This is a genomic window from Aliikangiella coralliicola (genome assembly GCF_007004725.1).
GTDB classification, from domain to species: domain Bacteria; phylum Pseudomonadota; class Gammaproteobacteria; order Enterobacterales; family Kangiellaceae; genus Aliikangiella; species Aliikangiella coralliicola.
The window spans coordinates 478590-493149 of record NZ_ML660163.1 but is presented as its reverse complement, the minus strand read 5'-3'; the positions used below and the strand labels follow the sequence as shown (position 1 = coordinate 493149).

Sequence of the window (14560 nt, the reverse complement as noted above, 5' to 3'; positions counted from 1 at the left end):
TATTGAAGAGAAATAGTTTATGTTGATTGAAAAGAAAGTGGAAGAAAAGCGTACAAGTAAAACCATCCTTTTTGGTAAGGAAAAGCTAACGATTGAAGACGTCAACGCGATTGCACACAACGATGCTGACGTTTGCCTAAGCGATGACGAATCATTTTATGAGAAAGTTACTTCTGGCGCAGAATTTCTTGAGCGTTTGTTAAAAGAAGATGGTGTTATCTACGGTGTTACTACTGGATATGGTGATTCATGTACAGTACAGGTACCGTTGGATAAAGTTGACGAATTACCGCTACATTTGACTCGGTTTCACGGATGTGGGCTTGGTGAATTTTTTAACGAATTGGAAGGGCGAGCGATTTTAGCCGTACGTTTAGCTTCTCTGAGTCAAGGAGTCTCAGGAGTACGCTGGCGAATGTTGCGCCAATTTGAAACATTGCTGAATAAAAATATTGTTCCCGTAATTCCCAAAGAAGGTTCGGTTGGTGCGAGCGGTGACCTTACCCCCTTGTCTTATGTTGCGGCAACTTTAATTGGCGAGCGAGATGTTTATTTTGAGAAAGAAAAAAGAGCCACAGCCGAAGTTTTTGAGGAGTTGGATATTACTCCGTTAAAGCTTAAACCTAAAGAGGGACTAGCTGTGATGAATGGAACAGCAGTAATGACCGCCTTGGCTTGTTTAGCTTATTCAAGAGCTGAATACCTCACCCGTTTATGCACGCGGATTACTTCACTTTGCTCATTAGCGCTAAAAGGTAATAGCAATCATTTTGATGATATATTATTTAGCGTAAAACCACATCCCGGACAGGGACAAATTGCCACCTGGATTAGAGAAGATTTGCATCACGATCATCATCCACGCAACTCTTCGAGATTGCAAGATCGCTACTCAATCCGCTGTGCGCCACATGTGATTGGTGTGCTTCGAGATTCTCTTCCCTGGATGAGGCAAATGATTGAAATTGAACTCAACAGCGCTAATGACAATCCAATCATTGATGGTGCAGGAGAGCATGTACTCCATGGCGGTCATTTTTACGGTGGCCATATTGCTTTTGTGATGGACTCCCTTAAGAACTGTGTCGCCAATTTGGCAGACTTAATGGACCGACAAATGGCATTGTTGGTTGATAACAAGTTTAATAATGGATTACCGAATAATCTATCTGCCGCAGTTTCAGATCGAAAACCACTGAATCATGGGTTTAAGGCAGTACAGATCGCTGTTAGCGCCTGGACCGCTGAAGCATTAAAAAACACTATGCCCGCGAGCGTTTTCTCTCGTTCAACCGAGTGCCATAATCAGGACAAAGTGAGCATGGGAACCATTGCTGCCAGAGATTGTGTCAGAGTGTTAGAGTTGACGGAACAAATTGCTTCTGCGTTGTTGATGGCAAGTACTCAGGGGTTAGAGCTCAGAATGAGACAGAATGAACTGGAAAAGAGTTCGCTCTCTGATTCTATCCTACAAACTCATAATGAAGTTTTTGAGCATTTTGAAATATTGACTGAAGATAGACCTCTGGATAAAGAATTGCGAAAATTTGTTGATTTAATTCAGTTGCAAGTCTGGTCGACCTACTAATTTAGAGTTGGAACTATAATGAAAAATGAACTGTCGGCCGAATTAGTCATTGAGGTACCTTTTTACGATCTCGATCCGATGGAAGTCGTGTGGCACGGAAACTATGTAAAATATTTTGAAAGAGTTCGTTGTGCGTTACTTGCAAAGTTTGACTATGGATACCCAGAAATGAAAGAGTCTGGATATATGTGGCCAATAGTCGATATGCGATTAAAATACGTAAATTCTGCCAGTTTTGGTCAAAAGTTGCGTTGTAAAGCAACGATTGTTGAATTTGAAAATCGCTTGAAAATTAAATATCAGATTCTTTGTGATGAGACAGGCAAGCGTTTAACAAGAGGTTATACAACTCAGGTTGCAGTTGATATTAACACACGAGAAATGCTTTTGGTGTCCCCTGAAATATTGTTAAAAAAACTCGGAGTGCAAAATGAAAATTGTTAACTCATTATTGATACTGAGTTTTTTATTTGGGGCGAATGCTGTTATTGGGGCGAGCGCATCGACTTGTCAAATTAAACAAATTAGCCAGAAAATTGCTAAGAGCGAGCTGCATTCAGATTTTATTCAAACAAAAGAGATTAAGGCGCTATCACGACCGCTTATTTCACGCGGGAAAATATGGCTGAGTCCGAGTAACAAATTGATTTGGCAAGTTTCGTCGCCACTTAAATCGACAATGGTGATTGGCGCAGGAGAAATGTACCAGTTTGATAAAAACGATTTGCCTGTTGAAATACCACCGAATGCAATTGCTAACGAAATTTCTACGTTGTTTTTTAATTTATTAAGCGGTAATCTCGAATCATTGAAATCGCATTTTACGATCACAAAGCAATGTAATGAGATGGGGTGGAGTATTAAACTGTCGCCAATTAAAAATGAGTTTTCTAAATTACTTAAAACAATTGAACTCACCGGCCAAGTGCATATAGAAAGTATTTTATTTGAAGAAAGCCGGGGAGATCTGACTAAAATTCGATTGACCGCGCTAAAAGAGCAAGCTCCACAGGTTTTAGAAAAATACCTCGAAGTAAGTCGCCTCGATAAAAAACATTCAAAAGAGAGTCGTCTTGAATAATAAGTTTGGCTTGTTAGCGTGGTGTGTTGGAATGGCGTTGCTAGTAGCGCTAGCCTCTTCGTTATTTCGGAATGGTGTCAATATCGAAAGCAATATTCTTAAGTTGCTTCCATCTTCTCAGCAGGATCCGTTTAGCGAGCAGGCGTTTGAACAATTTTCGCAACAAAGTATGCAGCGCTTGGTGTTTTTGGTAGCCAATAAGAGTCGAGTGAAGGCGAAAAAGTCAGCTGAGCAACTTGTTGAAAAAATAAAGTCGCTTGACGATATTCAGTCTGCTAGCTTTGGCATGTCGTCGAGTGAGCAAAAAGTACAAGGGTTGTTTAGCTACTTATATAGACATCGCCTGGTTTCGAAAAACGACGAAAAATTATTGAATGAAAAAAAATTTGATGACTTTTCTGACCGAGTCATTCAACAACTCTATTCGCCTTTGTCCGGCAGCCTGGCAGAACTAATTCCTAAAGATCCATTTCTTTTGTCTTATCGGTTCACATCTTCTATAAGCAATAGTGAACGAAACCTGCGGCTTGACGAAGGTTTTTTAATTGCCAAAGTGAATGATGTTTATTATGTTTTAGTCACTGCAACTTTAAAGCGAAGCGCATTTTCGCCGGAGGTACAGCAAAAGGTCTTAAGTGCTATAGGTGAAGTTGAATCTGATTGGCATAATGCTTCAGTTGGTACGAAGCTGCTGCGGACTGGGGCAGTGTTTTTTGCGTCACATGCGCAGGAAACAGCGCGTAATGAAGTTTCTACAATTGGTGTGGGATCATTGATACTCGTAATCGCTTTAGTCAGTTTAGCTTTTTTGAGTATCAAGCCGTTATTGTTGGTGACTACCACGATTTTTGTTGGTGTCTGTAGTGGATTTGTGACTGTTCACTATCTTTTTGGGTCAGTTCATTTACTGACAATTGTATTTGGTGCAAGTTTAATTGGTGTAGCTGTTGATTATTCCTTTCACTATTTTTCTGTTGAACAAGGTTCGGAGACTCGCAGTCGATTAAGCAAGGTATTTCCTGCAATTACCCTGGGTTTGATCTCTAGTGTCATTGGCTATCTTTCGCTATTAACCACACCGTTTCCTGGATTACAGCAAATGGCTACATTCTGCATCAGTGGACTAGTCGCTGCTTATCTTACGGTTGTTTTACTACTGCCATCAATACCATTAAAAAGCCGTATTCAAGGGCATGTTCTTCTGGTTTGCGATAAAATTATTAACTTTGCACAGAGTGGGGTGACAAAGCGAATTTGGCTAATGACACTACTCATTCCGGCAGTCGCACTAGTTACTTTTTATTCTAGTCCTCAAGAAAGCAGCGATATTCGTCAATTTCAAAATAGTAGCGTTGAATTGACACAACAGCAACAAGCGATTCAATCGATTCTGCTGACGCCAGCTGCAAACCAGTTTTATCTGGTCAAGGGAAAAACGCTCGAAGAAATGTTGGAGAGTCTGGAAAACGCGGTTCCTGCACTTGATAGATTAGTTGAATCTGGAGTCATCGAAGGTTACCAGAGCATTTCTCAATGGCTACCCAGCCTTCGCCGTCAGCAGCAAGTATATCAGCTTTATCAACGGTTATATCAATCGGATGCGCTAATAAATCTTGCGAACACTGGAATAATTGAAGAGAAGGACATTGATAAATTTCGTCGCGACTTTGCTGAAACAAAAAGTCAGATTATCTCTTCAGAAAACTGGTTAAGTTCTCCCCTTGGAAAATCTCTCTCGTATTTATGGTTGGGCGATATCAATCAACAGTATGCGGCCATAATCTCTATTGAGGGAATTAATCAGCTTGAAAAATTAGAAGATATCGATGCAAATGTTGTATTCGTCGATAAAGTTTCAAGAATTTCTGAGTTGTTTCAGATATATGAAACCAGAGCTTCATGGTTATTACTTGTTGCGCTAGTTTTAATTTTTACATTACTTAGTTTTCGATATCCTGTGGTTAAAGCGCTACTAATCATATCATCACCAGTCATTGCTATTGCCAGTGCGTTACTCGGTTTATTTTTGTTTAACATTCCACTGAGTTTATTTAATACGTTAGCGTTGTTTTTGGTGATCGGAATTGGGATCGATTATGGCTTATTTTTTGCGGAGTCGCGAGAAGCGAGCGCTAACACATTACTAGCCGTTGTGCTTTCTGCGATGACGACTTTGTTTTCGTTTGGCTTATTGGCGCTTAGTGAAACGCCTGCTATTCATGCTTTTGGTGTGACGATGCTATTTGGTATCGGTACTTCATTGGTTTTATCTCCTGTGATAGGAAGTTTGGTTATTAAACTCGGAAAACATACATAGTGACACAATTAAAAAAAGAAACTGTCGATGTCTTAGTAATAGGCGCTGGACCAGCGGGGAGCTTGGCTTCAGCATTACTAAAACAAAACAAAATTAATGTTTTAGTATTAGAAAAACAAAAATTCCCTCGCTTTTCGATTGGGGAGAGTTTATTACCTCAGCTTATGTCGTTTTTAGAAAAAGCCGATATGCGAGAGGTGGTAGACGAGGCCAGGTATCAATTTAAAGATGGGGCAGCATTTAGAAAAAATGGTGTTTATAGTGAATTCAATTTTAATCAGAAATACTCTGAAGGGCCTGGTACTACTTATCAAGTAAAGCGAGCAGACTTTGACAAGAGACTTGCTGACAGGGCAGAAGAGTTAGGAGTGGAAATTCGTTACCAACACGAAGTTTGTTCAATTGAAGAGAAAGATGATTATAGTGAGGTTGTTGTTAAGGACTCTCAAGGAGAGGCTTATGAGGTTAAAGCTGGTTTTGTTTTAGATGCAAGCGGTTTTGGCCGAGTTTTACCTCGTTTGCTTGATTTGGAGTACCCATCTGATTTACCTCAAAGGCAATCTATTTTTTGTCATATTCGCGATGGGATTTCTGATGGTGACTATGACCGGAACAAAATACTAATTAGCGTACATCCTCAGGACAATGATGTTTGGTATTGGTTGATACCATTTTCCGATGGTACCTGTTCATTGGGCGTGGTTGGTAAACCTGAATTTTTTGCCGAACTATCAGGAGAGCCGAGAGATAAATTACTCAGCGCTGTTGCCGCTGAACCAGACTTAGCTAAGTTATTACAAAGGGCTGAAATCATCACGGAAGTGCAACAAATTAAAGGTTACTCTGCAAATGTTAAGTCTCTATTTGGTAATAATTTTGCTTTGCTAGGGAATGCCGGAGAGTTTTTAGATCCGGTTTTTTCATCTGGCGTAACAATCGCATTTAAATCCGCAGAACTGGCCACGTCGCTTTTAATTAAGGAGAAGCGAGGTGAAACAGTTTGTTGGCAAAAAGATTATTCCGATAGTTTGTTGAAAGGTGTTAACACTTTTCGTGCGTTTGTTAATGCCTGGTATGATGGAAGACTTCAAGACATTATTTTTTATCAGGATTCATCGCAGCAGGTTAGAAAAATGATATGTGCGATTTTAGCGGGATATGCGTGGGATGAGAATAACCCTTATGTCGCACAACCGGAACGAAGATTGAATGTTTTGGCCGAAATATGCAAAAGTTAATTATCTTAATTATAGCAATCACTTGTTTGTGTAGTTGCGTTAGTCGCAAGCTCGCTGACAAGTCAATCGATATCAGCGCTGGAGTTCCTTTTTCATTGTTAACGCCTGCCAGTTTGGGTAAACAGTTAGCGCTTACTCAAGCTGCAGAAATCAGTTTCGACAACAACCAACATGAACTTTTATTTCAAGCGGAAATCACTTCGAAAAAAATGGTCGTGGTAGGATTGTTGGCGAGTGGCACTCGCTTATTTACCATTGAGTTTGATGGTGAAAAAATTACCAGTGAAGGTATCAGCAAAGTTATTGAAAAAATTAAACCTGGTTACCTCATTGCTGACATTCAATTATCATTATGGCCGGACAAGATCTTACGCGAGCACTTAAAACAGCATTCTGATTGTTTTAAATCTGGACAATGCGAATTACTGAATTCAAATGAAGGAAATCGGCGTCGGTTTATGAAGGATGGCGAAGAAATTATCAGTATAAGCTACCGCGGAACGCCAAGTTATAAGCATCAGCTAGAGTTCAAACATCACTTACGTGGTTATGGATTGAAGATTTCACCGCTAGCGATAGAAGAATTTTGATGAGTGAGCAAAACGATGACTGAAAATACTTATTATTTGGCAGACTTGGGAATTGTAAATGCTCTGGGAAGTGGTAAAGAAGCTGTTTTTGAGCATCTAATTTCAGCCGACTCTCCGGGTATGGGCAGAATAGTGTCTCCGTTAAGCAACAAAAACTATTATGTTGGTCAAGTGCAACAAGCACTGCCTGAAGTGCCACCCGAACTGAGCAAGCTTGACTGTCGAAATAACAGGCTTGCGTTGGCTGCAATCGAGCAGATTAAGCCAGTTATTGAGAAAGTTGTGGCAAAATACGGTTCCGAGCGTGTCGCAGTTGTTATGGGAACCAGTACATCCGGCGTTGCGGAATCGGAAGTGGCTGTTGCCCATAAAAACAGGGAAGGCAAGTTTCCCGAGCAGTTTGATTATCAGCAACAAGAGATAGGCACGGTTTCTGAGTTTTTGGCCAGATATTTGAGAATTTCAGGTCCTGCATATGTCATTTCTACAGCCTGCTCATCGAGCGGTAAAGTATTTGCTTCTGCCCGAGGGTTGATTGAGCTCGGGATATGTGACGCCGTGATTGTCGGTGGAGCCGACTCATTATGTGAAATGACACTTGGCGGTTTTTCCGCATTAGAAGCAACCGCTGATAGCTTAACGAATCCTTTTAGCGCCAATCGAGATGGCATTAATATTGGTGAGGCGGCGGCTATTTTCGTAATGACAAAAGAGGTTATAACACTAGAAGCGAGTGAAAAAGGAGATGCAACTAACAGGCTTAGCAACGTCAGGCTACTTGGGGTCGGAGAGTCATCGGATGCTCACCATATGTCGGCCCCTGATCCGGAAGGCCTGGGAGCCATTGAAGCTATGCGAAATGCATTATCTGATGCGACAATAGAAGCTGCTGATATAGACTATATTAATCTCCATGGAACTGGCACTAAATTAAACGATGAGATGGAGAGTAAAGCCGTTTTCGAAATCTTTGGCGGTCGCGTGCAAACGAGCTCGACCAAACCTTTAACTGGCCATACTTTAGGTGCTGCCGGTGCTACTGAAGCCGGTATTTGCTGGTTGTTACTTAACAATAGAGAACAAGAAGTGCTGGCTCCGCACATTTATGATGGCCATAACGACCCCAAATTAAGTAAAATTACGCTTTGTCAAACGAGTTCGAGTTCTGGTCCTTTGTCTAAAACTATGAGCAATTCTTTTGCATTTGGTGGAAATAATGTAAGCGTCATATTGGGCGTTGACGGAGATTAAAATTGACAGAGTGGGCAGGTGAACGGTTTGAATTTAGAATGCTTGCGAGAAGAGAGTCGTTTATAGATGTTAGTCATTATGAGTATCGATAAACAATGGTGAAGCTAGACACAGTAAAATCACAATCAACTGGTAAGTCTTTTGGTGAGGCGAGTTCGATCATAGAGCAATTCACAGTGGCTGAGCTGATTCCTCATTCGCCACCAATGGTATTACTCGATAGAATTGTTAAATATAGCGAGCAGAGTTTGAGCGCTGAAATTGATTTGCACGAAGACAGCAAATTTTTTGATGTCGGTAATAATGGCGTACCTGCATGGGTTGGAATAGAGTATATGGCTCAGGCTATCGCTTTATTCGCCGGTATAAAAGCAAAATTGAAAGGACAGCCAATCAAGCTCGGATTTTTACTCGGCACCCGTAAGTACCATATCGATAAGAAATATTTAGAGGGTAACCAAACCTACCAAATTAATGTCACTCAGCTTTATATGGATGATTCGGGGCTTGCCAGTTTCGATTGCGACATTAAACACGGTGATGAATTTTATGCCAGGGCAAAACTAAACGTATTCGAAACTGACGATGCGAGAAAAGTATTAGAGACTGATTGATGAGAAGAAGAGTTTTAGTAACCGGTTCCAGTCGTGGAATTGGAAAAGAGGTCGCACTATCCTTAGCTAAGGATGGATTTGACGTTGTTGTTAATTGCCGTTCTGGCGTCGATAGTGCTCAATCGGTTATCGAAGCGCTTAAAGCCCTTGGCAGCGATAGTTATTTATTACAATTTGATATTGCTGACAGAGAACAAGTTTCGACGGTTATTACTGAAGATGTTAAAGAGAAAGGCGCATACTATGGCATTGTTTGTAATGCGGGGATCACTCGAGATAATGCCTTTCCTTCAATAACCGGGGAAGATTGGGACCAGGTTATCCACACTAATCTGGACGGTTTTTATAATGTGGTTCATCCAGCTGTAATGCCGATGATTCAAGCTCGAAAAGGGGGGCGAATTGTTGCCATGTCATCGGTATCTGGCGTCGTGGGAAATCGCGGTCAGGTCAATTATAGCGCGTCAAAAGCAGGTTTAATTGGTGCAACTAAGGCGCTTGCCGTTGAGCTTGCAAAAAGAAAGATTACAGTCAACTGTGTCGCTCCCGGTTTAATTAATACTGAGATGTTGTCTGACGAACTAGTCAGTGAAGCAATGAAAATGATTCCGGCTAAAAGGTTAGGCGAGGCTAAAGAAGTTGCCAGTTTGGTTAGCTATCTATTTTCAGATGGAGCAGCTTATTTAACTCGTCAGGTGATTTCAGTCAATGGAGGAATGGCTTGATGAGTCACCGTGTTGTCGTTACCGGGATGAGTGGAATTACTGCTTTTGGTGATACCTGGGAGAAAATCCGTCCTCAACTAGAGTCGAAGAAAAATGCCGTACGCTACATGACTGAATGGGATTGTAGTGATGACCTTCGAACCCGGCTTGCCGCACCCATTGAAAATTACGTTTTTCCAAAATTTCCTCGCAAGAAGGTCCGCAGTATGGGGCGTGTTTCGCTGTTGGCGACGTGTGCAACTCAAACCGCATTGGAGCAGGCAGGCTTGCTTACTTCAGAAATACTAACAGACGGCAGAACCGGTATTGCTTATGGTTCTTCTTCTGGCAGTATGGCGCCGATCACTGTTTTTTCTAATATGCTTAACACTGGCTCCATGACAGGCTTTACATCCACTTCGTATGTTGAAATGATGAGTCATACTGCACCAGTAAATATGGGCGTTTTTTTTGGGTGTAAAGGTCGAATTATTCCCACTAGCAGCGCTTGCACTTCTGGCAGTCAAGGAATTGGTTACGCTTATGAAGCGATAAAATATGGAAAGCAACAAGTAATGATTGCCGGTGGCGCTGAAGAGTTAAACATTACCCAGGCTGCGGTGTTTGACTCTTTGTTTGCAACTTCTACTCAAAATAGTTCACCGCAACTTTCACCAAAACCCTTTGATAAAAACCGCGACGGCTTAGTGATAGGCGAAGGAGCCGGTACGCTAATTTTAGAAAATTATGACCATGCTAAGCAGCGTGGCGCCAATATTCTCGCTGAAGTGGTTGGCTTTGGATGTAATTCCGATGGCGCACATGTTACCCAACCCAAACAGGAAACTATGGCCACCGCAATGCAGTTAGCGCTTCAAGATGCGCAGGTAGAGGCGGCTAGAATTGGTTATGTCAGTGCCCATGGCACGGCGACGGATCGTGGCGATGTTGCTGAGTCAAATGCTACTCGCTCGGTATTTGGTCGCAATGTTCCCATCAGTTCTCTGAAAAGCTATTTTGGTCATACACTGGGCGCATGTGGTTCACTTGAAGCCTGGTTGACGATCGAAATGATGAATAGTGGCTGGTTTGCGCCGACAGCTAATTTAGACGAGGTGGACCCGGAATGCGGCGAACTTGATTACATCACAGAAAGTGATCGAGTGTTAGACTGCGAGTATGTTATGAGTAATAATTTTGCTTTTGGCGGCATCAATACTTCGCTGATATTTAAAAAAGCCACTTGATTTAATCGAAGCTCAGAAAGAGTCATTTTTCTGAGCTTCGGATAAGACCATGTTTTAGTTCAAGCCGCTCTTGGTTGAGCAAGTCATACTGAACAGTTTGAAACTAATATTGAACACTGATATGCCCTAACGAATAAGGTGGAAGGGCAGCGTTTTATTTCCTGTTTTTTTAATTTCCATCCTGAGGGTGAAGAGTACGTTTAGCGCGATCTTGAGGTGTTTTTTCTTTCCAGACAGGAAGATATTCCAAGTATTTACTATGAACGCTATTTTTGTTTTTTTCAAACCATTGGTTAGACTTTGCTGAGTTTTCAACTAACTTTGTATCTAGTAACCATTCTTTAAAGTCTGAAGAATTCAAAGAATACTCGGCATTTTCATCATTTTTTATCGGCCACATTGAAAAGCGAGCTTTCCAAAATCCCATACGTGGGGTAATGAGACTGTAATAAGTTTTACCTTCAGTTAGATCTGCTTCGAGGAAATCCGCGGCTTCTGATACCACCATAAATAAATGCTTGCCCGGTTTGGCGTTATACGCGATCTTGGTTCCATTAGCGATGATCCCGATAAATTTGGGTTGACCATCGATAATATCGTAAAGTGAACCGTTAATCGCACTCCCCACAAATGACGATCGCATAAAAATAACTTGTGATTCATTTTGATTGGCTTTCTGGATAGTTTGATTGGTCTTAATTTGCATGGGGTTGGATGCACAACCGACCATTATCATAGCCATGGATAAAATTAATACGCGAAAAATAGACATAGGAATTCCTTTTGTTGTGTTTTTATAGATGAGTTTTCTTGAAAATAGTCAGTCAGAAATATCAGCAATCTGGTTTGTGATTCACTGCCGCACTTTTCAAGAGCAGGTTATTTTTTCAAATGTTGCTAACCTTGGCAAGGTATTCTCAGAAAATTAACGGAGATGCGCGGTTTGATGTCTCTAAGCTAGAGTTGACTATAGGCTAACTCGTTTGCAAATCGATTTCATAGTTATCAATCAGGCGAGGTTTTCCCATCCAGGCTGCCGCCGCAATTAAGAGTTTTTTATCCGAGAGTGATGCTGTTTCCAGATCGGTTTGGCGCACGATTTCAAAATAATCGATCTTAAATCCATTTTCGGTCAGAGTTTCAATGGCTCGTTCTTTTAATTGAGCAATCGGCTGTTGCTGCTGTAAGCCGTCTGCTACAGATAAAATTGTCTTTCTGAGTACACTGGCCTGCTCTTTCTGCTGCGTCGTCAAATAACCATTGCGCGAGCTCATCGCAAGCCCGTTGGCTTCCCGCTCGATAGGAGCGCCGACGATTTCTATTGGCATCATCAGATCTTTAACCATTGCTCGAATGATTTGATATTGTTGGTAATCTTTTTTACCGAACACCGCGAAATTGGGTTGTACGATATTTAATAAAATATTGACAACAGTGGTGACTCCACGAAAGTGACCTGGCCGGCTAGCACCACATAGTTTATCGGTCATGCGGTTTGCTTCGACACTGGTGTGAATTTCTTTTCCCTGAGGATAAATATCATTGATAGTGGGGGTAAACAGATAATCGGTATCAAGTGTTTTCAGTTTTGCAATATCATCATCGAGCGTTCGTGGATAGCTGTCAAAATCTTCGTTGGGGCCGAATTGCATTGGATTAACAAAAATACTACAGACTACAATATCGGCTGTCTTTTTAGCCTGTTCAATGAGTGATAGATGCCCTTGGTGAAGGTTACCCATGGTTGGAACAAAACCAATAGTCTTCCCTTTACTTTTTAGATTCAGTATTTCCCGTTGTAAGTCTTTTGGTTGCTTGATTAATTTCATAACTCAATATTAATTATAACTGTCGATTTTTGTTTCTGTTTTCAGTTTATCGTTTCAATTGTGATCTTAATAGAAACCAATATTTAATCAAAACTATGTTCGCTACCTGGAAAAGTTTTGTTTTTAACTTGTTCAACATAATTTTTTATCGCATCTGCAATTGAGTGAACGGAGTCGTCATGCATAAAGTTTTTCACAAACTTTGGTCTAAAAGAATCATTCAGACCTAGCATGTCGTGCAATACGAGAACTTGTCCATCTGTTTCTTTCCCTGCACCAATCCCGATGGTGGGAATCGTTAGTTTCTGTGAAATTTCTTTGGCCAATTTTTGCGGTACGCATTCCAGGACTAGAAGCTTTGCGCCTGCTTTTTCCAATTCAATCGCATCGTTGATCATCTGTTGTGCTTGCTGTTCTTCTCTTCCTTGAACCTTAAAGCCACCTAGCGCATCAACAGACTGCGGCGTAAGTCCTAAATGAGTACAAACTGGGATCCCACGTTCGGATAGTTTCTTAATCGTCGATAGCAGCCATTCCCCACCTTCTAGTTTTACCATATTGGCGCCGGCTTGCATTAACGCCGCGGAATTTTCAATTGCCTGAGCTTCAGTTGCATAAGACATATAGGGTAAGTCGGCCACGAGAAGTGCGCCATTGTTTCCAGCGGCAACACAACGAGTGTGATAACACATTTGCTCAAGCGTAACCGGAACTGTGGTTTGTTGACCTTGAATAACCATTCCCAGGGAGTCGCCAATTAAAATAATCTCAACGCCGTTTTCAGAAAGTAGTTTCGCAAAAGAGGAGTCGTATGCAGTTAATACTGCAATAGGTTGCTGGTTATTTTTTAGCGACTGAATTGAATGTAGTGTTTGAGACTTCATCGTTCTTCCAGGATACTTTGTGACTGATTATGTTGTTACTGACTATATTACGGTCGGGTTAAAATAATGTCGACCGCTGGTTGTCGTTTCAATGCGTTCTAACAGTTGTTGATAGTGTTGATCATTATTCACTAAATCCATTCCCGACGCATTAACAATCAGGAGTGGTGAAGAATCATAGTAATGAAAGTAATCTGTGTATGCGTTGCTCAACTTTGTGAGATATTCTTCGGTAATCGAGTATTCCATTTTTACGCCTCGTTTACGTATTCTCTTCAACAGAACTTCGACTGGTGCCTGCAAGTAAATAACAAGATCAGGTGTCGGCGCATCAATGGTGAGGTTTTGATAAACTTGCTCATATAAATTCAGTTCATCATTGTCTAGAGTGACGCGTGCAAATAGACGATCTTTGTCCATCAAAAAGTCAGCCATGCGACACTCGATGAACATATCTGTTTGTATCAACTCTTTTAATTGTCGAATTCGTTGAAACAGAAAAAAGAGCTGTGCTGGTAATGCGCCTGCTTTAGGATCTTGGTAAAACTTTTCTAAAAATGGATTTTCTTCGGCACCTTCCAGAATTAATTCTGCTTGAAAGGTTTGAGCGAGTTTTTTCGCCAGTGTTGTTTTACCGACGCCAATCGGGCCTTCTACGGCGATAAATGATTTTTTGTTTAATGTTTGGTCGGCATCTATCACAGTTTAAAGATTCCTTGTTTATCAATTGATTCCGCCAGGCTTTTTACCGCAGTTCCGTCAGGAAGGACAAGGTCGGGTGATATTTCGAACAATGGTAAAATAACAAAGCTCCGTTGTTTCAATCCGATATGAGGCACTGTCAGTCTTGGCTCGTTAATAATGTCATTATTGTACAGTAGCAGGTCCAGGTCTAGTGTTCTTGGTCCCCATCTTTCAGAGTTGCGGACACGCCCCTGATCATTTTCTATCTTTTGTAATTGATCGAGCAGTTTTAGCGGTGACAAATGAGTGGTTAACATCGCAACCGCGTTGGTGAAGTCATTTTGATCTTGTGGCCCCATCGGTTTGCTTTGGTAGAAACTTGAGCAAGTATTCAAGTGGGTACGCTCTATTATTGAGAGGGCTTTTAGCGCTCGTTCTAGCTGTTGTTGCGGTTGTTGTAAGTTCGCGCCCAGTCCAATAAAGGCGATCTTCCCTGTTGATTGGGGGTTGTAGGTTGAAGATTCGTTCATGAA

The 14560-nt window shown here is 41.4% G+C and carries 15 protein-coding genes; 10 read left to right on the top strand and 5 right to left on the bottom strand.

Annotation, left to right across the window (positions count from 1 at the left end; genetic code table 11):
• Positions 1–19 precede the first annotated feature (19 nt).
• From FLL46_RS10795 to FLL46_RS10750, 10 genes are all read left to right on the top strand, one after another.
• Positions 20–1588 (top strand): HAL/PAL/TAL family ammonia-lyase, encoded by a 1569-nt coding sequence (locus FLL46_RS10795; protein ID WP_142893520.1) that lies wholly within the window; start codon positions 20–22, stop codon positions 1586–1588.
• Between the two features lie 18 nt (positions 1589–1606).
• Positions 1607–2032, top strand: a complete 426-nt coding sequence (locus tag FLL46_RS10790) for an acyl-CoA thioesterase (RefSeq protein WP_142893519.1) — start codon at positions 1607–1609, stop codon at positions 2030–2032.
• The gene (locus tag FLL46_RS10785; RefSeq protein ID WP_142893518.1) at positions 2019–2669 is read left to right on the top strand and encodes a LolA family protein; all 651 of its coding nucleotides are present in this window, start codon (positions 2019–2021) and stop codon (positions 2667–2669) included. Before FLL46_RS10790 ends, FLL46_RS10785 begins: the two co-directional genes overlap by 14 nt.
• On the top strand, positions 2662–4986 hold the full coding sequence (locus FLL46_RS10780) for an MMPL family transporter (protein ID WP_142893517.1): 2325 nt from the start codon (positions 2662–2664) through the stop codon (positions 4984–4986). Before FLL46_RS10785 ends, FLL46_RS10780 begins: the two co-directional genes overlap by 8 nt.
• The gene (locus tag FLL46_RS10775; RefSeq protein WP_142893516.1) at positions 4986–6224 is read left to right on the top strand and encodes an NAD(P)/FAD-dependent oxidoreductase; all 1239 of its coding nucleotides are present in this window, start codon (positions 4986–4988) and stop codon (positions 6222–6224) included. Before FLL46_RS10780 ends, FLL46_RS10775 begins: the two co-directional genes overlap by 1 nt.
• Positions 6212–6814 carry a DUF3261 domain-containing protein gene (locus tag FLL46_RS10770; RefSeq protein WP_142893515.1) on the top strand — a complete coding sequence of 201 codons (603 nt, stop codon included), beginning with the start codon at positions 6212–6214 and terminating at the stop codon, positions 6812–6814. Before FLL46_RS10775 ends, FLL46_RS10770 begins: the two co-directional genes overlap by 13 nt.
• 15 nt (positions 6815–6829) lie before the next feature.
• Complete coding sequence (locus FLL46_RS10765) at positions 6830–8065, top strand: beta-ketoacyl-[acyl-carrier-protein] synthase family protein (RefSeq protein ID WP_142893514.1); 1236 nt, start codon at positions 6830–6832, stop codon at positions 8063–8065.
• Between the two features lie 95 nt (positions 8066–8160).
• A complete protein-coding gene (locus FLL46_RS10760; protein ID WP_142893513.1) occupies positions 8161–8679 on the top strand; it encodes a hotdog family protein in 519 nt (172 codons plus the stop codon).
• Positions 8679–9404, top strand: a complete 726-nt coding sequence (locus tag FLL46_RS10755; RefSeq protein WP_142893512.1) for a 3-ketoacyl-ACP reductase FabG2 — start codon at positions 8679–8681, stop codon at positions 9402–9404. Before FLL46_RS10760 ends, FLL46_RS10755 begins: the two co-directional genes overlap by 1 nt.
• The gene (locus FLL46_RS10750) at positions 9404–10630 is read left to right on the top strand and encodes a beta-ketoacyl-ACP synthase (protein ID WP_142893511.1); all 1227 of its coding nucleotides are present in this window, start codon (positions 9404–9406) and stop codon (positions 10628–10630) included. The genes FLL46_RS10755 and FLL46_RS10750 overlap by 1 nt, the downstream gene beginning before the upstream one ends.
• Before the next feature lie 169 nt (positions 10631–10799).
• Here FLL46_RS10750 and FLL46_RS10745 read toward each other — a convergent pair whose 3' ends face one another.
• The 5 genes from FLL46_RS10745 to folK all read right to left on the bottom strand — a co-directional run bounded on the left by FLL46_RS10745 (position 10800) and on the right by folK (position 14557).
• The gene (locus FLL46_RS10745) at positions 10800–11402 is read right to left on the bottom strand and encodes a hypothetical protein (RefSeq protein ID WP_142893510.1); all 603 of its coding nucleotides are present in this window, start codon (positions 11400–11402) and stop codon (positions 10800–10802) included.
• A gap of 202 nt (positions 11403–11604) precedes the next feature.
• On the bottom strand, positions 11605–12459 hold the full coding sequence (gene panC, locus FLL46_RS10740; RefSeq protein ID WP_142893509.1) for a pantoate--beta-alanine ligase: 855 nt from the start codon (positions 12457–12459) through the stop codon (positions 11605–11607).
• 83 nt (positions 12460–12542) lie between these two features.
• Positions 12543–13343: a 3-methyl-2-oxobutanoate hydroxymethyltransferase gene (panB, locus tag FLL46_RS10735; protein ID WP_142893508.1), complete on the bottom strand. Its 801-nt coding sequence runs from the start codon at positions 13341–13343 to the stop codon at positions 12543–12545.
• A gap of 42 nt (positions 13344–13385) precedes the next feature.
• Entirely contained in the window at positions 13386–14045 is a 660-nt protein-coding gene (locus FLL46_RS10730) for a deoxynucleoside kinase (protein WP_210418665.1), read from the bottom strand.
• Positions 14042–14557, bottom strand: a complete 516-nt coding sequence (gene folK / locus FLL46_RS10725) for a 2-amino-4-hydroxy-6-hydroxymethyldihydropteridine diphosphokinase (protein WP_142893507.1) — start codon at positions 14555–14557, stop codon at positions 14042–14044. Before folK ends, FLL46_RS10730 begins: the two co-directional genes overlap by 4 nt.
• Positions 14558–14560 lie beyond the last annotated feature (3 nt).

What these genes read in the sequence shown, in the direction of transcription:
- folK (WP_142893507.1), bottom strand. Translation starts at nt 14,557, where the DNA reads ATGAACGAATCTTCAACCTACAACCCCCAATCAACAGGGAAGATCGCC.
- FLL46_RS10790 (WP_142893519.1), top strand. Translation starts at nt 1,607, where the DNA reads ATGAAAAATGAACTGTCGGCCGAATTAGTCATTGAGGTACCTTTTTAC.
- panB (WP_142893508.1), bottom strand. Translation starts at nt 13,343, where the DNA reads ATGAAGTCTCAAACACTACATTCAATTCAGTCGCTAAAAAATAACCAG.
- FLL46_RS10760 (WP_142893513.1), top strand. Translation starts at nt 8,161, where the DNA reads ATGGTGAAGCTAGACACAGTAAAATCACAATCAACTGGTAAGTCTTTT.
- panC (WP_142893509.1), bottom strand. Translation starts at nt 12,459, where the DNA reads ATGAAATTAATCAAGCAACCAAAAGACTTACAACGGGAAATACTGAAT.
- FLL46_RS10755 (WP_142893512.1), top strand. Translation starts at nt 8,679, where the DNA reads ATGAGAAGAAGAGTTTTAGTAACCGGTTCCAGTCGTGGAATTGGAAAA.
- FLL46_RS10795 (WP_142893520.1), top strand. Translation starts at nt 20, where the DNA reads ATGTTGATTGAAAAGAAAGTGGAAGAAAAGCGTACAAGTAAAACCATC.
- FLL46_RS10785 (WP_142893518.1), top strand. Translation starts at nt 2,019, where the DNA reads ATGAAAATTGTTAACTCATTATTGATACTGAGTTTTTTATTTGGGGCG.
- FLL46_RS10770 (WP_142893515.1), top strand. Translation starts at nt 6,212, where the DNA reads ATGCAAAAGTTAATTATCTTAATTATAGCAATCACTTGTTTGTGTAGT.
- FLL46_RS10765 (WP_142893514.1), top strand. Translation starts at nt 6,830, where the DNA reads ATGACTGAAAATACTTATTATTTGGCAGACTTGGGAATTGTAAATGCT.
- FLL46_RS10750 (WP_142893511.1), top strand. Translation starts at nt 9,404, where the DNA reads ATGAGTCACCGTGTTGTCGTTACCGGGATGAGTGGAATTACTGCTTTT.
- FLL46_RS10745 (WP_142893510.1), bottom strand. Translation starts at nt 11,402, where the DNA reads ATGTCTATTTTTCGCGTATTAATTTTATCCATGGCTATGATAATGGTC.